The organism is Sulfurospirillum arcachonense DSM 9755 (genome assembly GCF_000597725.1).
Taxonomy (GTDB): domain Bacteria; phylum Campylobacterota; class Campylobacteria; order Campylobacterales; family Sulfurospirillaceae; genus Sulfurospirillum_A; species Sulfurospirillum_A arcachonense.
The window spans coordinates 14194-35705 of record NZ_JFBL01000006.1; the positions used below are offsets into that span (position 1 = coordinate 14194).

Genomic DNA, 21512 nt, shown 5'->3' on the forward strand with positions numbered 1-21512 from the left:
TTTTCCATTATTTTAATATTTATAAGCATTATACCTTGTTGTCATAAATTATCTTTTAAATAAAGCCTATTTTATATACAAATTATAATACTTTTAGAAAAATCACTCTTTTTATATCTACTTTTTTATTATTAATTTAAAATTTACAAAAATATATTATACTGCATACTTTAAGACTAAATATTCAAGGTAAAAATAAATGAAAATTAATAGAAGAAAATTCACTTACTTAGCAGGACTAGCCACAATTCTAACGGCTCTACCTTCATGGGCAACAAATACAAAAGAAAAAAATCGAGCTCCTGCATTATTTATAGGACATGGAACACCAATGAATGCATTTACTACAAATGAATTTACTAAAGAGTGGGATATCTTAGCAAAAAATATTCATAAACCAAAAGCAATTTTAGTTGTTTCTGCACATTGGGAAACTATATTTCCAACAGTATCAACAAGTATCCAACCGCCTATGATTTATGATTTTTATGGTTTTCCAGATTATATGTATGAAAAAAAATATCCAGCTCCAGGTGCTCCTATAATTGCACAAAATTTAAGTCATAACTTAAATGACAAAATATTGATGGATAATAATCAAGGATTAGACCATGGAGCATGGAGTGTTTTATCAAGACTATTTCCAAAAGCAGATGTTCCTGTTTTCCAATTTAGTTTAGCACGTTCTCTTACACCGATGGATCATTATTTATTGGCTCAAGAAATACGTCATTTAAGAGATGAAGGAGTTATGATTATTGGTTCAGGAAATATCACACATAATATTCCAAGTGCAAGACAAGATAGCCAACTAGGTACGAGAAATATTGTTCATGAATGGGCTCAAAATTTTGATGATAGTGTTGTTTCTAAAATAAATAGTGGTGACTTTAAAGCTTTAGCAAACTATGAAAAAATGGGTAAAGATGCTAAGATGTCAGTACCAACACCAGAGCATTTTTTACCTCTTTTATATGTATTAGGCAGTGTAAAAGAGGAAGAAAAAGCTAACTACTATGCTCAAGGTTTTCAATCTGGTTCATTTTCTATGCGTTCTGTTCTTTTTTCCTAAAATATAGTATATTAAGAGAAAAAAATGTACACTAATATAATTAAAAAATGGAGCTAATGAGTGGAACAATTTCTAAAAAACTTAAAAAATTCAACAAAAACAATTGCTTTATTAGAACCAAGTGTTAAAACTGATATTCTTAACCAAATGGCAAAAGCACTAAGAAAAAATTTCCAAATAATAATCAATGAAAATAAAAAAGATTTAATTGAAGGGAAAAGCAGTAATTTAAGTTCCGCTTTACTAGATAGACTTCTTTTAGATAAATCTAGAGTAGAAGCTATGGCAACGGCTATAAATGAAATAGCTATATTAAAAGAACCAGTAGGAAGGATACTTGATGGTTGGGTAGTTCCAAGTGGACTTCGTATAGAAAAAGTCTCTATTCCAATTGGCGTTATTGCTATTATTTATGAAAGTCGTCCAAATGTTACAAGTGATACTGCAGCACTGTGTTTTAAAAGTGGTAATGTCTGTGTTCTAAAAGGTGGAAAAGAAGCAGCTCATAGTAATAAAATTATTGCTGAAATTTTACAAGAAGTTTTAACTAAAAACAATTTACCAAAAGAGATAATTTCACTTATTCCAGATAATTCAAGAGAAGCAGTAGCTAAACTTATAAAAATGGATAAATATATAGATTTAGTTATCCCTCGTGGGGGTGAAGGACTTATAAAATATATAAGTGCAAATTCTAGTGTACCTGTTATTAAACATGATAAAGGATTGTGTCACACATATATAGATAAAGATGCAAATATAAAAGATGCTATAAAAATAGCTGTAAATGCAAAGTGTCAAAGAACAGGAGTATGTAATGCAATGGAAACATTGCTTGTACATGTAGATATAGCAGATGAAGTTTTAAAACGTTTAAAAGAGGTCTATGATTCTCATGGGACGGAGCTTAGAGGATGTCAAAACACTATAGAAGTTATAGATATTAAATTAGCAAATGAAGAAGATTTTAATACTGAATATCTTGATAATATACTTTCTATAAAAATAGTTAAAGATGTTAATGAAGCAATTGAGCATATAAATGATTATGGTTCAGGTCATTCTGAAGCGATAATTACTGAAAACTATACAACAGGTGAGCATTTTTTAAATAGTGTTGATTCTGCGTGTGTATACATAAATGCTAGTACAAGATTTACTGATGGCGCGGAGTTTGGATTTGGTGCTGAAGTTGGCATAAGTACTAATAAACTTCATTCTCGTGGACCTATGGGTATCAATGACTTGACTACATATAAATTTAAAATTTATGGGAAAGGTAATGCAAGAGCATAACAATAGAGTTTTACATATAGAAAATCTTTCCTTTGGATACAAAAACTCTAAAACTTTATATGAAAATTTATCTTTACATGTAGATATTGGTGAAGTTCTATGTATCCTTGGAGCAAGTGGATCAGGAAAAAGTACTTTATTTGAACTCATTACTAAAAACTTGGCTCCAACTAAAGGCTCCATTCAAAGTAGTAAAATCTCACAAATTTTTCAAGATCCTTATACATCATTTCATCCTACATATAGCATTAAAAATCAAATAGAAGATATAACTACATTGGAGGGATATAAAGAAATTTGTAAAGATTTAGAACTTGACGTTAAACTACTTGAGAAAAAACCTCATGAACTTAGTGGAGGTCAACTGCAACGTTGTTCTATTTTAAGAGCACTTCTCATGAAGCCTAAACTACTTTTAGCAGACGAGCCTACAAGTGCTCTTGATAATGTTACCCAACTTGAAGTCATGAAACTCTTAGTAAAGTTTTTAGATAGAGTTGGAATCCTTCTTATCACTCATGATGAACACCTTGCAAACTGGTGTAGCGATAGGATTATATATTTAGATGCACTAGACTCTACCTACATGTAAAGATAAATTTCTTTACATGTAGATATTTAGAAATTATGTGCGGAAAGTTGCAAGTTTTATGTTTAACTCATTTGTTAAAGTATTTAAATGCTCAGCAGCTCCTGCAATCTCTTCTACACTTCTTGCATTAGTAGATGAAATTTCATTTATTTCTTCTACTTTGCCTACAATATTTTCTACATTTTCTCCCGTATTTTCAAAGTCTTTTACAGTTCTATCATTTGCATGTACTGCTTTATCTACTATTTTTACAGTAGAATTAATTCTATCTTCTACCCCTTGTGCAATATCTACTAGTTTTTGAATTTCAGCAGAATTGCTACTCATTTGTGTTGAAGCATTATTAATAGACTGAACAACAACATTAATAGTCGCATTTATCTCTGTTAATGTCTTTTGTGTTCTCTCTGCTAATTTTCTAACTTCATCTGCAACAACAGCAAACCCTCTACCATGCTCTCCCGCACGTGCTGCTTCAATTGCTGCATTTAAAGCTAAAAGATTGGTCTGATCAGCAATATCTCCAATGATTACTAAAACGTTTTTAACTTCATTGGTATCTTTTGAAACTAACTCCATATTTTGAGCAAGTTCAGATTCTGTTGCAGCTGTTTCATGAACTTTGGAACTTAAAGAAATAATCTCTTCTCGTGCAATTCCTAAGTTTTCATTTGCGCTACGAATATTTTCTTTTGATTCTAGTGAAGCTGAAATTGAAGTAGAAATTTCATCTTTAATTGAATTTGCTTGTTTAGTTGTTTCTGCTACCATAGTTACAGAATTTTCAACATTTTTACCAACAGACAATGCCGTTGTTGAAAGCTCATGCGATATAGATGCATTTTCATTACTTGTTTGTTTTACTGAATTGAGGGTAGCTTGAATTTCTTGTAAAAATAAGTTTATATAATTTGAGACTGTAGCAATCTCATCCTTACCTTCTACTACCAACCTTTTTGTTAAATCTCCTTCTCCATTAGTTAAACTTTTAGCAATACCTTCTAAAAAATTTGTGGGTTTCATAAGAGCTAAAATATTTTTTATCATAAAAACACTTACAAAAATTATAAGTAACAGTATAGCAATACCAACTATAATTGAAAGTTTTTTGATTGATGCATTTTGACTAGCAACCATAGGTCCAATAGTATCTTGGTCTTTTTTAATAGAGAGTTTTACCTCTTCAGCAAGTTTAGCTATTTCTGGACCAAGTACATTTAATTTGTTATTTATAAGAGCATTTCTTTTTTTAATGATAGAGCCAATTTGTTTGACTCCATCTTCATATGTTTTAATCAAACTTATTGCATTTTCTAAGTTTTCTATTCGTGTTTTATTTTCTAAACTATTCTTCGTTTTAATTAACTCTTCACTTAAGTAAATAAACTCTTTATGAACTCTATCAAAATCATTTTGTGAATTTGAAATAAGAAATTTAGCTGTATAAAGCCTTGCAAGGAGTAGTATTCTTATGCTTTTGGCCGTATCTAATGCTGATTTAGCATCTCCATCTAAATCTGCACTTTTCATTACAGATGTTAATAATTGCTCTATTTTTTTACCATTAATGTCTAAAGGACCGCTAACTAAAGAATTTCTTTGTTTAATGTATTGTACAACTTGAAAAAAATATTTTTTGTACTCCTCTAAATCTTTATCCATCTTTTTAACTTTTGGTACTCTTGATGGTTTTTTTATTTCAATTAATGCTTCATCTATATACTTCATTGTAATATCATAATAGTGTTTGAATTCATCAATATCTTTTTTTGAATTCGTTTTTAAATAATCTTTTACATTCATCCTAACCATAAGCATATTTGCTTGTACCCGACTAGCTAAAACTGTATCTTTTGCCATTGCTCTATACTTTGTAAAGCCATCATCAGATTTACCCATACTACTGATTACAAAAACAACTAAACCTCCAACAAGAACCCCAATACTTACAAATGCAAGTATGAACTTTACTTTTATACTCATCATATCCTCCTTGTAAGATTATACTATCACAAAAATGTCATTTTACTATTGAATATAGTAACTTATCTACTTATAGTTATTTTATAAAGTTACGAATAGTAATCTTTATATTTTATTAATACAACAAACTAATTAGTATATTTTATTGTTTAATTATAATTATTAAAATGTTTGATAATAATTATTAAGATATTTAATTATTAAGGAATAAAAATTATAGAAGTATATTTAGAAAATTTGTAGTATATAAATTAATCTACATGTAAAGAGATTTTCTTTACATGTAGACTGAAGAAAGGGCTTATCTATCTTCTCTATGATTATTTCTAGCTTCTTTTAAAGACTCTGCAATTAAAAATGCAAGTTCAAGTGCTTGATCAGCATTAAGTCTTGGATCACAATGAGTATGATAACGAGCCTCTAAATCTTTTTCTGTTATATCTCCAGAGCCACCTATACACTCTGTTACGTCTTGTCCTGTCATTTCTAAGTGAACACCACCAGGAAAAGTTCCCTCTTCTTTATGTACTTTAAAAAAGCCTTTTACTTCTCTTAATACTTCTTCAAAGTCTCTTGTTTTATAATTATTAGATGTTTTAATAGTATTGCCATGCATTGGATCTATACTCCAAATAACATTTTTACCAGCTGCTTTTACTGCTCGAAGAAGTTTTGGAAACTCTTCTTCTATTTTTTGAGCACCCATTCTTACTATAATATTTAATCTTCCTTCTTCATTCTCAGGATTCACTTTTTCAATAAGTTCAAGAAGATTTTCAGGAGTCATTGTCGGTCCCGCTTTTATACCAATAGGGTTTTTAACACCTCTTAAAAACTCAACATGAGCATCATTTACATCTCTAGTTCTATCGCCAATCCAAAGCATATGAGCGGAACAATCATACCAACCACCCGTTAAACTATCTTCTCTTGTAAGTGCCTCTTCATAATTCATTAATAATGCTTCATGCGAAGTATATAGTGTCGTTTCATTAATAGTAGGAGTGTTTACTGATGTAATACCACACGCTTCCATAAAATCTAATGTTTCAGTAATCTTGTCTGCAAGGTTTTGATATTTTTCACCAAGTGAGCCATCTTTTATAAAATCTAAATTCCATTTGTGTACCTTATGAAGATCTGCCAAACCACCACGAGCAAACGCACGCAGTAAATTCATTGTTGCACTTGATTGATTATATGCTTTTACCATTCTATCTGGATCTGGTATTCGTGAGCTTTCAGTAAAATCATTATCATTTATAATATCACCCCTATAACTTGGAAGTGATACGCCATTGAACTCTTCAAAATCAGAAGAACGAGGTTTTGCAAATTGTCCAGCCAAACGTCCAACTTTTACAATAGGACAACCACCAGCAAATGTCAATACAACTGCCATTTGCATCATGACTTTAAACATATCTCTTATATTATCAGCATTAAATTCACTAAAACTTTCTGCACAATCACCACCTTGAAGTAAGAATGCTTCTCCACGGTTTACTTTAGATAACTCTTCTTTTAGCTTTCTAACTTCACCTGCAAAAACAAGTGGTGGAAAATTATTTAACTCTTTTTCAACTTCATTCAGTTTGTTGATGTCGTTATAAGTTGGTTGTTGCTTTATATTAAAATTTCTCCAAGAAGTTCTTGTCCACTTACTCATTTTTATACCTTTTTTAAAAAATTTTATCATTATACCAAAAATACTCTATATATTGCATATTTTTTAAGATACAATGCTACTCTTATATAACTAAATCAAGGAATATCGTTTGAAAAACTTCTCACAAGAGATACAAGGTACAATATACGCAATTATGGCATTCTCATTTTGGGGTCTTGTTCCTATCTATTTTAAGATGGTAAGTCATGTTAATCCTTCTGAAGTTTTAGTTCATAGAATTTTATGGTCAGTAATATTTTTGATTGTTTTACTTTTCATAACAAAATCTTTTAAAAACTTAATTATTATTTTAAAAGATACTAAAAAATTAAAAATACTTTTTATTTCAGCACTACTTGTTTCACTCAATTGGCTTACATTTATATGGGCAATTTCAAATAATAAAATTGTAGAAGCTAGTTTAGGTTACTATATCAACCCTTTATTAAGTGTACTTTTGGGATATATTTTTTTTAAAGAAAGAATGACTAAACTACAAACTTGTGCTATTTTCATTGCTTTTATGGCAATTGTTTACCAAGTATACGCTTTAGGGCAGTTACCAATAATCTCTTTAATGCTTGCTTTTAGTTTTGCTTTATATGGATTAGCAAGAAAAAAAGTACATGTAGAATCAATTTCTGGTTTACTTGTTGAAACTTTTTTAGTATCACCTTTTGCACTTTTTTATCTTATCTATTTGTTTACAATTAATCAAAATGCTTTTGTTATTCCTTTAGATATAACTTCTTACCTTTTAATTGCCGCAGGACTCATTACAATTATCCCACTTATCTGGTTTAATTCTGCTGCAACAAAAATATCTATGATGAAACTTGGGTTTTTACAATACATTGGCCCTAGTATCTCTTTTTTACTTGCTATTTTTGTATATAATGAACCACTAAATACAGATAAACTTATAACGTTCATTATGATATGGTTTGCACTATTTCTATTTTCAATTAAAAGAAAAAGTTATAAATAGTTAAAGAATGTTACTTGATGAAACAGATTTAATATTTTTAATCTCTGCCTATTTTTTATACATACATTTTAACTTATACGAGTCATTTTCTAGTACAATGACATTTTAGCGATTAATAAATTTTTATAAATCGTAGATATCAAACTTTAAAAGGATTCACATGACTAAATTAGCTAAGTTATCATTAGCTGCGATTGCTCTTATAGGTATAAGTGCGACTGCTGGTACATTGGAAGATGTAAAAAAACAAGGATTTGTAAAATGTGGTATTGACGGTGGTCTACCAGGTTTTTCAGAAGTTTTAAGTGGTGGTGTATATAAAGGTATGGATGTTGATGGTTGTCGTGCAATCGCTGCTGCAACTTTAGGTGATGCTACAAAAGTTAAGTATATTTCTTTAAATGCTAAAGAAAGATTAGCTGCTCTTCAATCAGGTGAAATTGATGTTTTAGTAAGAAATACAACTTGGACAGAAAGTAGAGATACATCTTTAGGTCTTAACTTTGCTGGTGTAAACTACTATGATGGTCAAGGCTTTATGGTAAGAAAAAGCTTAGGTGTTAAAAGTGCTAAAGAATTAGATGGTGCTTCTGTTTGTATCCAAACTGGTACTACAACAGAATTAAATGTTGCGGATTACTTCAGAGCAAATGGTATGAAATATAAAACTGTAGCATATGATACAAATGATCAAGTTGTTGCTAGTTATGAAAATGGTAGATGTGATATTCTTACATCTGATGCTTCTCAACTTTATGGCCTAAGAACAAAACTAAAAGATAAATCTAACCATATAGTTCTTCCTGAAATAATTTCTAAAGAGCCTTTAGGACCTGTTGTAAGACAAGGTGATGATGCTTGGTTTAACATTGTAAAATGGTCTTTTAATGCTATGGTAGCAGCTGAAGAATCAGGAATCACTAGCAAAAATGCTGACAAAATGAAAACTTCAACTAATCCTACTGTAAAAAGAATCCTAGGAACAGAAGGTAAAATGGGTGCAAATCTTGGCTTAAGTGCTGATTGGGCATATCAAATTGTTAAACAAGTTGGTAATTATGGTGAAGTATTTGAGAGAAATGTTGGTGTTAATACTCCTTTAAATATTAAAAGAGGTATTAATGCTTTATGGACAAAAGGTGGATTACAATACTCTCCTCCATTTAGATAATAATCACTCAACACAATAAAAATAAAAAACAATCTCGAGGTAAGATTTTAAAATCTTACCTCTAAAAAAAGGATTCAGATGTTAGCACTTTTCGGAGAAGCTAAGCTATGATGCATGCTTTAAGAAATCAAAAGGTTAGAGGAATACTATTTCAGTTATTAACTGTTATAGGTTTAGTTGCTTTTTTGTGGTATATTGGCTCAAATACTATGTCCAATATAGAACAAAGAGGCATTAAAACTGGTTTTGAATTTTTAAATAGTACAGCTGGTTTTGGAATTGATGAAGCTCCAATTTCATATCAAGAAACAGATACTCATGGTAGAGTCTTTTTTGTTGGTCTTTCAAATACACTTATTATTGGATTTGTTGGTATCATTTTTTCTACAATATTAGGTCTTATTATTGGTGTTTTAAGACTTTCAAATAACTGGCTTATTAGAAAAATGTCTGCGGCTTATATAGACATATTTAGAAATATTCCTATACTTCTTCAAATTTTATTTTGGTATAACGTGGTTCTCAAATCATTACCAGCACCAAGAAAAAGCTTGGAATTTGCTGGTGATATATTTATGAATAACCGTGGTTTATATATACCCCAACCAGATATAAATTCAACAACCTTAACTATTTTAGCTAGTTTTGTTGTTGCTATTGTAAGTATATTTTTTCTAAATATATGGGGAAATAAAAAACAAGAAGAGACAGGAAAAGATTTTCCTATTATTATAATTGGCTTTGCTCTTTTTATTATTCTACCAATTATTGCTTACTTCATTGGCGGAGCAAATTTCAATTTTGATTATCCTTCTTTACAAGGTTTTAACTTTAGAGGTGGTAAATCTATATCACCAGAATTCTTAGCACTTACTTTTGCTTTAGTAATCTATACTGCTACATTTATAGCAGAAGCTGTGAGAAGTGGTATAGAAGCTGTGAGTAAAGGTCAAAAAGAAGCTGCTGCTTCGATTGGCTTAAGTCAATATCAAGCTTTAAAACTTGTAGTGTTACCTCAAGCAATTAGAATAGCAATTCCTCCAACAATAAATCAGTACTTAAATCTTATAAAAAACTCTTCACTGGCAACTGCTATTGGTTACCCAGAAATTGTAACTGTTTTTTCAGGAACATCCCTTAATCAAGTAGGTCAAGCTATAGAAATTATTGCTATGACTATGCTTGTTTATTTAACAATTAGTTTAGTTGTCTCAGCAATACTAAACTGGTTTAATCACAAAATGAAAATTAAGGAAAGATAAGATGGCAGTATACGAACAAAAATCCGTAAGAGAAGCTCCTAGTTCTTCTAAAGGGGTTATTCACTGGTTGAAAGATAATCTATTTTCAACGCCATCTAATGTAATTATGACACTTTTGGGTTTATATCTTCTTTATATAATTATACCTCCATTTGTGCAATGGGCATACACTGATGCAAACTTTGTAGGTGATTCAAGAGCACAATGTACTGGTGATGGTGCATGTTGGGTCTTTGTAAAGATGAAAATGGATATGTTTATGTATGGATTTTATCCAGAAGATCAAGTATGGAGATTAAATACGGGATTGGGTTTATTTATAGTTCTTATAGCAGCTTTTAAATTTTTAAAAAGCTCAAAATTAAAAATTATAGCTTTTTTCATCTATTTACTTGCAGCTTTTATCTTAGTAAATGGTGGCTTACTTGGTTTAGATATAATACCTACAGATAAGTGGGGTGGATTGATGCTTACTATCGTTGTTGCGGCAGCTGGTATTATTTTTTCATTTCCTATTGGTATAGTAATTGCATTTGGTAGAGCCTCAAATTTACCAATTATTAGAAGTATTTGTATTACATATGTAGAATTTATTAGAGGTGTTCCTCTCATTACAATTCTTTTTATGTCATCTGTTATTTTACCTCTATTTTTCCCTGAAGGAATGACTTTTGATAAACTACTACGTGCGCTTATAGGTATAACACTTTTCCAAGCAGCATATGTAGCAGAGATTATTAGAGGTGGTCTTCAATCAATCCCTACAGGACAATATGAAGCCGCTGATGCAGTTGGATTGTCATATTGGCAAAAAATGCTACTTGTAATATTGCCACAAGCACTTAAAGTTGCTATTCCAAATCTTGTTGGTGCATTTATCTCACTTTTCCAAGATACAACACTCGTTCTTATTATTGGATTATTTGACTTACTTGCTATGGTACGTATCACAGCAGCTGATTCAACTTGGCTTGGGATGGAAACAGAAGGTTATGTTTTTGTAACTTTTGTATTTTGGGCATTTTGTTATGGAATGAGTAGATATTCTCAAAGCTTAGAAGAACAATATAATACAAACTTGAAATAGGAAAAAAGATGGAAAATGAAAATATAATAGAAATTAAAAATTTAAATAAATGGTATGGTGATTTTCACGTTTTAAAAGACATCAATTTAAATGTCAAAAAAGGTGAAATCATTGTTGTATGTGGGCCTTCTGGAAGTGGAAAATCTACAATGATACGGTGTATAAACTACCTTGAACAGTTTCAAGAAGGCTCAATTACAGTAGATGGTATTCAAGTAATTGATGATATTAAACAAATTAGAGCACTTCGTGAAGATGTTGCTATGGTATTCCAACATTTTAATCTTTTTCCACATCTTTCAATTAAAGATAATCTCACATTAGCTCCTATTTGGGTAAAAAAGCAACCTAAAAAAATAGCTGCAGCTACAGCTATGAAATTTCTTGATAGAGTTGGCATTGCAGATCAGGCAGATAAATATCCAAATCAGTTAAGTGGTGGTCAGCAACAACGTGTTGCAATTGCAAGAAGCCTTTGTAAAGACCCTAATGTTATGCTTTTTGATGAACCTACAAGTGCACTTGATCCTGAAATGGTTTCAGAAGTTCTCGATGTTATGGTTGAACTTGCAAAAGAAGGTCGTACGATGATTTGTGTTACTCATGAAATGGGTTTTGCAAAAAAAGTAGCTGATAGAGTTATTTTTATGGATGCTGGTCAAATTGTTGAAGAAAACACTCCTGATAAATTTTTTGAAAATCCAGAATCAGATAGATTAAAACTATTTTTAGATCAAATACTTTCTCACTAAAATCTTTACATGTAAAGGGTTATTATTAATTAGCCCTTTACTTTATCTCGCTATAATTTGACAAAAACTAAAAGGCTTTGCAATGGATCAACTATTTCCTGTACTTTTTGTATCAGTATTGATAGCATTTATACTTATGAAACAAATTAAACATATAACAGGTAACTTAGATGAACGAGGTGATGTTAGTGAGTTTGAACAATATTCAACATTTTCAATTGCTATTCAAAATCATATAAGAGCTATAAAATTAGATATTGATAGCACAAAAAAAATTGAAAATCCAAGATACATATTATTAAATAAAGAAAAAGAAGAAGATTTAATAGAACTATTATCTGACTTTTTACGAAAACTAGTCTTTTTTGAAACACTTTTGGCAAAAAGCAAAACTTCATCTGAGATAGAAAGTGAACTTTTTGGAATCTTGAGTCAACTCGATACATTTATAAAAGAAAATTGTGAAAATGGGGAACTTTTAGCTGATGAGTTAAGAGATAACCTTTTAGAAGAATATGAAAATTATTAAGGATAATTATGGAAAATTCACTATTTGATGAATTAAAAGATTTAAAAAAAGACTTAGCTCAAACGCAAAAAGAAGCAAATCAAAAACAAGAGAAAACATTAAAAGAAGAGAAAGAAAAAAAATTACAAAATGACTTTATTTCTTTTATGGAAAAATCAGGAATTACAAAGATAAAATAATTGGAACCATTTAGAGTAATAGAGTTTTCAACACTTCCAGCAAAATGTGCATACCTTGATAATAAACTTATGCGTATGGAATATAAATTTATTGAAAAATGTCCTGAGAGTTTAAATCAAAAGCTTGTAGAAAGAGGCTGGAGACGTTTTGGGGAGTATTATTCTAGACCTAATTGTGTTGATTGTAAAGACTGTTTATCTCTTCGTATTGATACTATGAATTATACATTTTCAAAAAGTGCAAAAAAAACTATAAGAAAAAATCAAAATACACAATTCATTATTCAAAAACCAACTTTATCAATTGACCATTTAAACCTTTATGAAAAGTATCATAAATATATGGAAGAAAAAAAAGGTTGGAAGCACTACTCCCTAAATCCTAATAGCTACTATGAACTTTATGCTAGTGGTTCTATGAATTTTGGTAAAGAAATACTTTATTTCGTAGATGATAAACTTGTAGGTGTTGATTTAGTAGATATCTTAAGTGATGGATTATCATCTATATACTTCTTTTATGATCCTAACTTTGCACACCTTTCACTTGGTAGGTTTTCTATGTATCAACAAATCATCATAGCTCAAACCTATAATTTACCATGGGTTTATCTTGGTTATTATGTAGAAAAATGCCCTTCATTAAACTATAAAGCTGATTATAAACCTCACGAAATTATGCAAGGAGAACCTTCTCTAACAGATTTGCCTATATGGCTTAATCCAGAAGAGCAATAATTTCTTCTTCATTTAAAAGCTTTCCTGTAGATTTCACTATACCATTTACAACTAGACCTGGTGTATTCATAACTCCATATTCCATAATTTTCGTTATATCTTCCACTTTTTCAACTTGAGCAAAAATACCTTTTTTTGCTACTGCCTTTTTTACTAACTCTTCAAGTGCTTTACACTTTGCACACCCTGTTCCTAGTACTTCTATTTTCATTTTTTTACTCCTTTATATTCTTCTAAAAATTCTTTTGCATTATCACCTCTTAAAAAATCAGCCGTTTTTAAAAGCCCATCATTTAAGTATCTTGCATTGTAACCATTTAGCACTAAAAACATTCTAGCTATATTTGCCCTATCATTATGAGGGCAAGCAGTGATTATAAGTTTATCTTTGGGAAGTTCATGTAATCTATTTGCTAACTCATTTAAAGGGATATTTTTTGAAAATCCCATATGCCAAGCTTCATACTCTTCTGCAAATCGAATATCTATTAAAACTGCTTCACCCTCTTCAACCATAGTAAGCATTTCAACAGTATTGATTTTCATATCTGTTCTAGCTTTATAATCAAAACTCTTCAGATAATTTTCAAAAGTTTGTGCATTTAAGAAACAAACTAAAACTAAAATAACCAACAAATATCTTTTCATCTTTTACCCTTTACAAGATAGCATTAAATACATATCCAACAACAACTATACCAAGTCCCACTATACCAAAAAACATCCCGATAAGCCTTACATGTAAAATCTTTTTGAGTATCATAGCTTCAGGGAGGCTAAGAGCTGTAACTGCCATCATAAAGCTTAAAGCTGTGCCTAATAGCATCCCTTTTGAAGTTAACACTTCTACTAAAGGCATCATCGCTGCTGCACTAGCATACATAGGAACACCCATTAAAACTGCAATTAAAACAGAAAAAGGATTTCCTTCTCCTGTATATTTAGCTACAAAATCTGCTGGTATATATCCATGAAATAGAGCTCCAACACCAACGCCTAAAAGTACATAGAGATAAATCTTTTTATAAATATCCCAAGTGTTATTCCATGCTTCTATACTCTTTACATGTAAGGAGTCTTTTACAAGCTCAGTATTCCCACAACAATTACTTGGTACAACTAGTATGAGTATATCTTCATCTCTTCCAATTTCACCAATAGCATACCCTCCAATGATAGCTGTAAGCAAACCAAAAGTTATATATAAAAGTGCTATTTTCCAACCAAACAAACTAAAAAGAAGAGCTATGGCTATCTCATTGTTCATTGGACTACTTATCAAAAATGAAAATGTCACTCCTTTGGGAATTCTAGCTTGCATAAAACCTAAAAACAAAGGTATAGCAGAACAACTACAAAAAGGAGTTATAACTCCAAATAAGGCGGCTAAAACATTACCAGTTAATTTTGACTTTCCTTGTAAATAGTCCCTTACATACTCCGTATTAAAATAAGTTCTTAAAAAAGAGACTACATAAATAATAAGCAAAAGTAAAAACCAAATTTTAATCGTGTCATAAATAAAAAAGTGTAATGCATCTGCAAAACGTCCACTCATCCCAAATAAATCATAAATGAGATAATCTACACTATTTTTCCACATTTTAAAGTCCTATAAGTGCTATAAAAAGCACTGGAATTGTTACTACTACACCAACTTTCATATACTCGCCCCAACCTATTTTTACACCTTTTTTAGCTAGTACATGTAACCAAAGAAGTGTTGCAAGTGAGCCTATCGGAGTCATTTTTGGTCCAAGATTACTTCCTAAAATATTTGCATAAGCTAAGAAAACATCTCCCGTTTTATCTATAGCTATATCCATTATCATAATTGTTGGCATATTGTTCATAACAGAACTCAAAATAGCACTTATAAATCCTGTTGCAATGATATAAGTTTGCTCACCCATAGGTTTGATTGAGAGTAAAAGCTCAGCAATAGAATCTGTCAAACCTCCATTTTTAAGTCCATATACAATTACATAAAGCCCTATACTAAACCATACAACTTGCCATGGAGCAGTTTTTATAACATGCATAGGTTTTACAGCCTTAAAGTAAGTAGCAATCGCTAAAAATACCAAAGCTCCACCAAGTGCAAACACTGAAATTGGCAAATCATAATAATCCCCTACAAAATAACCAATCATTAAAAATACTAAGAAAAACCAAGAGAGTTTAAACATACCTTCATTTTTGATTACACTCTTTGCTTCAGGTAATTCATCTACGTTTACATGTAAGGGAATTGATTTTCTAAAATAAATAAATAAAACTACTATAGAAGCGATGATAGAAAGCAGATTTGGTAAAAACATATTTTTTGCATACTCTAAAAATCCAATATCAAAATAATTCGCCGTAACTATATTCGTAAGATTTGAGATAACTAAAGGATTTGAAGCACTATCACCTATAAAACCTCCTGCCATCAAAAATGCAAAGATAGCTAACTTATCCATCTTTAAATGTTTCATCTTTGCTAAAAGTATAGGCGTAAGTATCAATGCTGCTCCATCATTTGCAAACAAAGCTGCAACAAAAGCACCTAAAAGCATAACATAAACAAACATTAGCCTTCCATTTCCACCACTTAATTTTGCCATTTTTATAGCTGCCCATTCAAAAAATCCTACTTCATCCAAAATCATAGAAAGAATTATAATCCCGATAAAAGCCAAAGTTGCATCCCAAACAATATTTGTAACAATCAAAACATCAGAAAAACTAACAACACCAACAACAAGTGCCATAACAGCACCTATAAGAGCTGTTGTTCCTATCTGTAAACCTTTTGGCTGCCAAATAACAAAAACTAATGTTATAAGAAATATGACTGAAGGAAGTATCATGACAATGTCTTTTTAACTTTTGATAATAAAACTTCTTTTATCTCTTTATATGTTTTCTCAAAAGCTTCATACGGTTGTCCATCAGGATCTTCAAAACCTACATGTAAAATTTTTGTTTTTTTAGGAAACATAGGACAAGTTTCATTTGCATGATCACATACAGTCACAACCAAATCAAACTCTACATGTAAAATCTCATCTAAGTGTTTTGAGTGATATTCTTCACTCCAAGCATCATTTTGCATCAAAATATTTTTTGCACTTTCATGGACTTTACCACTTGGTTTAACACCACAACTATATGCTGTTACTTCATCTACATACTTATTTATCAACGCTTCACCTATGATACTTCGACAACTATTACCTGTACACATAACCAATACTTTTTTATTCATTTTTACAACCTTTATCCAATATTGGTAATTTGATATCTAAATATGATATTTCTTCTAAAATATTTTGCCTAAATTTATCTAAAGGAGAACGAATAGAGTAATATGCCCAACGCCCTCGCCTCTCTACTCGTAAAAAACCAGCATCTTTTAAGATTTTAAGGTGTCTTGAAATTCGAGATTGGATCATCTCAAAACTCTTTTCAATATCACATACACAGACTTCACCGTTTTTATCTATAAACCTAAGAATCTTGACTCTTGTCTCATCATTTATTGCACTAATTGTTGCTAAAAATATTTCCATTTTTTTCCTTTTATGAATTGTATCATAATATATATTATATATCAAGATATATTGATATATAAGTTGGAACTTTTCTTGCTTATGTATTATAAATTTTAGTTTTAGGAGTTTCTATGCAAATCTCATTTTCTCATGATATGCTTGCTATTACTATCGAAGACGATGCAAAAACGTTTTATCATATACAAAATATTATAGAAAAAAATTTCTCAAAACGTATTGGTAGAAAAAATAAAACTATTGTATTTAAACAAGAGAATGAAAATGTACAAAGAAGATATTTTTTAAAACTTATTAGTAAAATATACAAAAGGAAAAATGAAATTCCAGATAAAAATATCGCAAAACAAATTAAAACATCAATTGACAAATCTATAAAAATCACACACTTAAAATCAAATCAACTACAACAACAACTTAAAATTATAATGAAAATTGAAGACAACTATGCTATTAATTTTAATTTAGGCTCAAAAAATTCTATTTTAGTGAGTTATCTTAGAAACTATTTTAAAGACCATCTTGTAAAATATAAACTAAAAACTGATACTGTTGTTATTTATCCAGTATCTGAAATAACTTCAAAACTATTAGAAAAGCTTCTTACTAGAAAAGAAATTATTGGGTGTTATGTTGATTTTGTTTATGACATCGATGAATTTTTAACATATCAAAATATTTTAACTAAAAAAATGGAAAGAAAAAGAAAGTATAATGCTCTTTTTTCCCTACTTGAAGAGTATTATGAAGTTCTTGAGTGTAAGGCTGAAGATAGCTTTGATACAATTAGAAAAAATTATCTTAAACTAGTAAAACAGTATCATCCAGATACTATTTCATATACTGACCCTTCACTTGCCTCTCATTATAGTAATAAATTCCAAACCATACAAAATGCTTATGAGATGATAAAAATACATTATGAACATGAAAAAACTGCTTAGTAGGAACACATGAGGGCATAAAGCTTTTTTCTTTCACTTGAACCAGCTATATTAAACTCTTTCCTATATTTTGTAATAGTTCTACGTACCATTTTTACAGCAAATTTTTGCTCAATTAAATTTAAAATCTTCACATCACTAAGTGGTTTTTTATGCTCTTCATTTTTAATAAGCTCACACATATACTCTTTTATTGCACTATTTGAAATATTTTCTTCTACAGCAGTTGCAAAAAACTGTTTTAGCGGAATTATACCCCGACTGCAAGAGAGATATTTACCTGAAATAGCCCGAGAAATTGTTGAAGGATTTCTTTGTAAATCATCGGCTAAATCTTTTAATTTCATAGGTTTAATTGCATGTCCAAAGAAAAAATCATATTGATACTCTACTATCATTAAACCTATTTTATAAAGTGTTGCTTTTCTCATTTCTAACGCGTCAACTAAATCTTTTGCATCCTTAATTTTTTCTGCAACAAAAGAGTGTCCTTCATCTAAGTTATCAGTCTCTATAATAATTTCTGGATAGTATGCATCGTTTAAGGCAACTTCAATTGTTCCTTTTGAATCATATACAAAAATATCAGGTATGACTTGTATTTCATCTTCTAAAAAGTCAATTGCAGGGGGATTTCTAAACTTTTTTATAACTTTTAGTGCTTCGTTAAATTGTTCTTCTTTATTATAATTCTCTATCAATTCGAAATTTAGAATCAATTTTCTTACATACTTACATAAGTCTTCTTCTACTTCAGTATTATCAAGTTGAAATAAAAATGCTTCTTTAAAATCAATAGCTCCAATACCAACTGGCTCAAGATATGAAAATCTTTGCCTGATCTTTTCTACTTGCTCAGATTCAATATGCATTTTTTTCACTATTTCTAAAATAGAATTTTTATCAAAATAACCTTCGTGATTTATATTTTCTATAATTTCATAAGCTATATCTTGAGATTTTTTTGTGGGAAACAGTGGAGGATTTATCTGCTCATATAAAGTTTGATATAAAGATTTTTTATTTATTGTTAAAGCTTCAATAGTGCTTGAGACACTATTTTTGCTAAGTTCAGAAAAAAAACCTTTTTTTGCAAATCTTTTATCTACTTTTTCATTTCCAGCACGAACCTGTATAAATGGATTTGCTTGAACAAAAGGTTCAATAGCTTCAGGCAACGAGTCCAAATCAGATTGTAAAATTGGTAACCAACCACGAAGGGTTGATGAAAGTTTCTGCTTTTGACTCTGAGAAGCTCTTAATTTCATTATCTTAAAGCTTGAAATCTTCACCAAGATAATAAGTTCTTACTGATTTATCTTGAGCTACTTGTGCACTTGTACCACTTGCAAGAAGTGAACCATTTTTAATAACATATGCTCTATCACATATATCTAATGTCTCTCTTACATTATGATCTGTTATTAAAACTCCAATATTAAGTTTTATTAAATCTCTTACTATATTTTGTATATCAGCAACAGCAATAGGATCAACACCAGCAAAAGGCTCATCTAGTAATAAAAATTTTGGCTGGATTGCAAGTGAACGTGCTATTTCACATCTACGTCTTTCTCCACCACTTAAACTTAAACCTTTTCTTTGACGAATTGGCTCAATATTTAGAAGGTTTAAAAGCTCTTCAACCCTTCTTTCTCTATCTTCTTGTTTATCATAAATTATCTCAGCAGCTAGCATTAAATTTTCTTCAACACTTAGCTCTTTAAAGATACTTGATTCTTGAGGAAGATAACCAATACCAAGTTTTGAGCGTTTATGTAAAGGCATACTTGTTATTTTTTGGTTATCAAGATACACTTCACCTTTTGTAGGTTGAATAAGACCACATATCATATAAAAAGTAGTCGTTTTACCAGCACCATTAGGGCCAAGTAATCCTATTATTTCTCCACTCTTTACATGTAAAGATATATCTGTAATAATTGTCGTTTTTTTTATCGTTTTTACCAGTTTTTCTACTTTGAGTGTGTGCATATATACCCTCTTTTATCATTCACTGTTTTTATTTCAATCTTCATATAATCATATCCCATTTTTTGTAAAATTTTTTCTAATTTTTCATCAGCCCACTCTATCAAATGGTACTTTGGTTCATCTAACTTTTCAAATAAACCACTTTGTAAAAAACCATCTATTCCATTTTGATATATATCATAATGGCAAACACTATCTTCATATTCATTCATTATTGAAAATGTAGGAGAAGAGACTTTAACTTGTATTCCTAATACTTTCACAAACTCTTTTACAAAGGTAGTTTTACCCGCTGCTAAATCTCCTTTTAAAAGAATAATACCATGACTGCCAACTTCTTTTAAAATCTCTTTTATTAAATCCTTTATCTCTTCAACTTTACAAATTTTCATAAACTATTGGATACCTTTATAATATCTTTTAGTTTCTCTTTTGCTTTATTGCTATTTATAGTATCCCTTGCAATCTCTAAACCATCTTGGAAATCTCTTGCTATACCATCTACTACTAGTGCAGCAGCTGTATTTATTAGAACAATATCTCTTTGAGCATCACTTGCCGTGTTAGAAAATATGTTATGAACTAAAGATGCATTAAATTCAGCATCTCCACCAATTACCGATTCAAGGGGTGCTTTTTTTATACCAAATACTTCAGGATCAATTACAAACTCTTCAATATGATTATGTAAAACTCTCGCAGCATATGTAACATCACTAATACTTATTTCATCCATATTTTCCTCTGAACTTACTACAAGTGCAGATTTTGTGTTATTAATAACTAAAGCTTCCGCAATTTTAGGCACAAAAGCTTTATGAAAAACACCTAACATAGTTTTACTTACGTGTGCTGGATTAGTTAAAGGACCTAAAATATTAAAAATTGTTTTTGTGCTAATTGACTTTCTAACAGGCATAATAAACTTCATAGCAGGATGATGATTTCTTGCAAACATAAAAGTAAATCCAGTCTCTTCTAAAAGTTTAGCTGAATTTTCTATACTTAAATCTAATCTCACACCAAGTTTTTCAAACATATCAGCACTACCTGATTTACTAGTAACTGAACGACTTCCATGTTTTGCCACAAAACACCCTGCTGCTGCACATAGAAGAGAAACTGTTGAAGATATATTAAAACTCCCTATTTTATCCCCACCTGTTCCTACAATATCTAATAGTTTTGGTCTTAATTCATCACTTACAGGTAACAAAATTGCATGAGAGCGCATAACACTTGCTGCAGCTGCAATAGATTCTACAGATGTTGTTTCATCTAAAGGTAATGCCATCAAAAAATCTCTAATTTGCTCATCACTCATTTCATGTTGAAATAACGATTCAAATATCTCTTGTGTTTCTTTAAAATTCATGATACTTCCTTGACGTATTCATCTTGTTTTGTTTTTGGAATTGTTTTTGTCTCAGGAATCTGCAGTACTTCATAACTAACAGTTTTTTGAAGATAATTTATTTCTATTTTATCACCAACTTTTACATCCTTAGCTGGTTTTACAACTTTTCCATTAATCGTAACAACACCATTTTTACACATATCTTCAGATATTGCTCGACGTTTTGTAATATTTACAGAATTTAAAAATTTATCTATTCTCAAAATAATCCTTTTAACTTTGTAAGTATTCTAACAAAATCTTTTTTAAATATACTTTTTATGGAACACTTTTTGCGGTTA

General features: G+C 30.1%; 25 protein-coding genes. 12 read left to right on the plus strand and 13 right to left on the minus strand.

Translation table 11 applies throughout. The annotated features are described in order from the left end of the window. The first annotated feature begins 199 nt into the window (after nt 1-199). Genes ygiD through K354_RS0106015 form a run of 3 tightly spaced genes read left to right on the plus strand, consistent with a single transcriptional unit; the run spans nt 200 to nt 2960 of the window. A complete protein-coding gene (gene ygiD, locus K354_RS0106005; protein WP_024954600.1) occupies nt 200-1072 on the plus strand; it encodes a 4,5-DOPA-extradiol-dioxygenase in 873 nt (290 codons plus the stop codon). A gap of 60 nt (nt 1073-1132) precedes the next feature. Further along, nucleotides 1133-2368, plus strand: coding sequence for a glutamate-5-semialdehyde dehydrogenase (locus K354_RS0106010; RefSeq protein WP_024954601.1), 1236 nt, complete (start codon nt 1133-1135; stop codon nt 2366-2368). Then, nucleotides 2355-2960 carry an ATP-binding cassette domain-containing protein gene (locus K354_RS0106015; RefSeq protein WP_024954602.1) on the plus strand — a complete coding sequence of 202 codons (606 nt, stop codon included), beginning with the start codon at nt 2355-2357 and terminating at the stop codon, nt 2958-2960. The genes K354_RS0106010 and K354_RS0106015 overlap by 14 nt, the downstream gene beginning before the upstream one ends. A 33-nt stretch (nt 2961-2993) precedes the next feature. Here the strand turns inward: K354_RS0106015 and K354_RS14650 are convergent, their stop codons facing one another. Together K354_RS14650 and K354_RS0106025 are read right to left on the minus strand one after the other, a co-directional pair. After that, nucleotides 2994-4943: a methyl-accepting chemotaxis protein gene (locus tag K354_RS14650; RefSeq protein ID WP_024954603.1), complete on the minus strand. Its 1950-nt coding sequence runs from the start codon at nt 4941-4943 to the stop codon at nt 2994-2996. 301 nt (nt 4944-5244) lie between these two features. Continuing rightward, a complete protein-coding gene (locus K354_RS0106025; protein WP_024954604.1) occupies nt 5245-6612 on the minus strand; it encodes a class II 3-deoxy-7-phosphoheptulonate synthase in 1368 nt (455 codons plus the stop codon). Nucleotides 6613-6721: 109 nt separating this feature from the next. Between K354_RS0106025 and rarD the strand changes: the two genes are divergently transcribed. From rarD to K354_RS0106065, 8 genes are all read left to right on the plus strand, one after another. After that, entirely contained in the window at nt 6722-7600 is an 879-nt protein-coding gene (rarD, locus tag K354_RS14025) for an EamA family transporter RarD (RefSeq protein WP_037940355.1), read from the plus strand. 160 nt (nt 7601-7760) lie between these two features. Continuing rightward, nucleotides 7761-8771, plus strand: a complete 1011-nt coding sequence (locus K354_RS0106035; protein ID WP_024954605.1) for an amino acid ABC transporter substrate-binding protein — start codon at nt 7761-7763, stop codon at nt 8769-8771. Between the two features lie 107 nt (nt 8772-8878). Next, nucleotides 8879-10033: an amino acid ABC transporter permease gene (locus tag K354_RS0106040; RefSeq protein ID WP_024954606.1), complete on the plus strand. Its 1155-nt coding sequence runs from the start codon at nt 8879-8881 to the stop codon at nt 10031-10033. Between the two features lies 1 nt (nt 10034). After that, the gene (locus K354_RS0106045; protein WP_024954607.1) at nt 10035-11120 is read left to right on the plus strand and encodes an amino acid ABC transporter permease; all 1086 of its coding nucleotides are present in this window, start codon (nt 10035-10037) and stop codon (nt 11118-11120) included. Nucleotides 11121-11128: 8 nt separating this feature from the next. Beyond that, on the plus strand, nt 11129-11872 hold the full coding sequence (locus K354_RS0106050) for an amino acid ABC transporter ATP-binding protein (protein ID WP_024954608.1): 744 nt from the start codon (nt 11129-11131) through the stop codon (nt 11870-11872). Between the two features lie 82 nt (nt 11873-11954). Continuing rightward, nucleotides 11955-12401, plus strand: a complete 447-nt coding sequence (locus tag K354_RS0106055) for a hypothetical protein (protein WP_024954609.1) — start codon at nt 11955-11957, stop codon at nt 12399-12401. Between the two features lie 8 nt (nt 12402-12409). Continuing rightward, entirely contained in the window at nt 12410-12580 is a 171-nt protein-coding gene (locus K354_RS14985; protein ID WP_156928213.1) for a hypothetical protein, read from the plus strand. Next, entirely contained in the window at nt 12581-13318 is a 738-nt protein-coding gene (locus tag K354_RS0106065) for an arginyltransferase (protein ID WP_037940357.1), read from the plus strand. On the opposite strand, the gene K354_RS0106070 is transcribed toward K354_RS0106065, so the two are convergent. The 6 genes from K354_RS0106070 to K354_RS0106095 are packed head-to-tail and all read right to left on the minus strand — an operon-like array spanning nt 13299 to nt 16875. Beyond that, nucleotides 13299-13529: a thioredoxin family protein gene (locus tag K354_RS0106070; protein WP_024954611.1), complete on the minus strand. Its 231-nt coding sequence runs from the start codon at nt 13527-13529 to the stop codon at nt 13299-13301. The genes K354_RS0106065 and K354_RS0106070 overlap by 20 nt on opposite strands. Beyond that, nucleotides 13526-13966 carry a rhodanese-like domain-containing protein gene (locus K354_RS0106075; protein WP_024954612.1) on the minus strand — a complete coding sequence of 147 codons (441 nt, stop codon included), beginning with the start codon at nt 13964-13966 and terminating at the stop codon, nt 13526-13528. The genes K354_RS0106070 and K354_RS0106075 overlap by 4 nt, the downstream gene beginning before the upstream one ends. A 10-nt stretch (nt 13967-13976) precedes the next feature. After that, nucleotides 13977-14921: a permease gene (locus tag K354_RS0106080; RefSeq protein WP_024954613.1), complete on the minus strand. Its 945-nt coding sequence runs from the start codon at nt 14919-14921 to the stop codon at nt 13977-13979. Nucleotide 14922: 1 nt separating this feature from the next. Continuing rightward, a complete protein-coding gene (locus K354_RS0106085) occupies nt 14923-16173 on the minus strand; it encodes an arsenic transporter (protein ID WP_024954614.1) in 1251 nt (416 codons plus the stop codon). Further along, nucleotides 16170-16571, minus strand: coding sequence for an arsenate reductase ArsC (locus K354_RS0106090; RefSeq protein WP_024954615.1), 402 nt, complete (start codon nt 16569-16571; stop codon nt 16170-16172). Before K354_RS0106090 ends, K354_RS0106085 begins: the two co-directional genes overlap by 4 nt. After that, nucleotides 16564-16875, minus strand: a complete 312-nt coding sequence (locus tag K354_RS0106095; protein WP_024954616.1) for an ArsR/SmtB family transcription factor — start codon at nt 16873-16875, stop codon at nt 16564-16566. The genes K354_RS0106090 and K354_RS0106095 overlap by 8 nt, the downstream gene beginning before the upstream one ends. A 113-nt stretch (nt 16876-16988) precedes the next feature. Here K354_RS0106095 and K354_RS0106100 point away from each other — a divergent pair, with 113 nt between their 5' ends. After that, nucleotides 16989-17819 (plus strand): J domain-containing protein, encoded by an 831-nt coding sequence (locus K354_RS0106100; protein WP_024954617.1) that lies wholly within the window; start codon nt 16989-16991, stop codon nt 17817-17819. Here the strand turns inward: K354_RS0106100 and K354_RS0106105 are convergent. Genes K354_RS0106105 through K354_RS0106125 form a run of 5 tightly spaced genes read right to left on the minus strand, consistent with a single transcriptional unit; the run spans nt 17816 to nt 21434 of the window. Next, nucleotides 17816-19087 (minus strand): RNA polymerase factor sigma-54, encoded by a 1272-nt coding sequence (locus tag K354_RS0106105; protein ID WP_024954618.1) that lies wholly within the window; start codon nt 19085-19087, stop codon nt 17816-17818. The two genes, K354_RS0106100 and K354_RS0106105, sit on opposite strands and share 4 nt — an antisense overlap. Nucleotides 19088-19091: 4 nt before the next feature. Continuing rightward, nucleotides 19092-19814 (minus strand): LPS export ABC transporter ATP-binding protein, encoded by a 723-nt coding sequence (gene lptB / locus K354_RS0106110; RefSeq protein ID WP_024954619.1) that lies wholly within the window; start codon nt 19812-19814, stop codon nt 19092-19094. Then, nucleotides 19796-20206: a tRNA (adenosine(37)-N6)-threonylcarbamoyltransferase complex ATPase subunit type 1 TsaE gene (tsaE, locus tag K354_RS0106115; RefSeq protein ID WP_037940360.1), complete on the minus strand. Its 411-nt coding sequence runs from the start codon at nt 20204-20206 to the stop codon at nt 19796-19798. The genes lptB and tsaE overlap by 19 nt, the downstream gene beginning before the upstream one ends. Then, nucleotides 20203-21189, minus strand: a complete 987-nt coding sequence (gene trpD / locus K354_RS0106120; RefSeq protein ID WP_024954621.1) for an anthranilate phosphoribosyltransferase — start codon at nt 21187-21189, stop codon at nt 20203-20205. The genes tsaE and trpD overlap by 4 nt, the downstream gene beginning before the upstream one ends. After that, a complete protein-coding gene (locus tag K354_RS0106125; RefSeq protein ID WP_024954622.1) occupies nt 21186-21434 on the minus strand; it encodes an RNA-binding S4 domain-containing protein in 249 nt (82 codons plus the stop codon). The genes trpD and K354_RS0106125 overlap by 4 nt, the downstream gene beginning before the upstream one ends. Between the last annotated feature and the right edge of the window lie 78 nt (nt 21435-21512).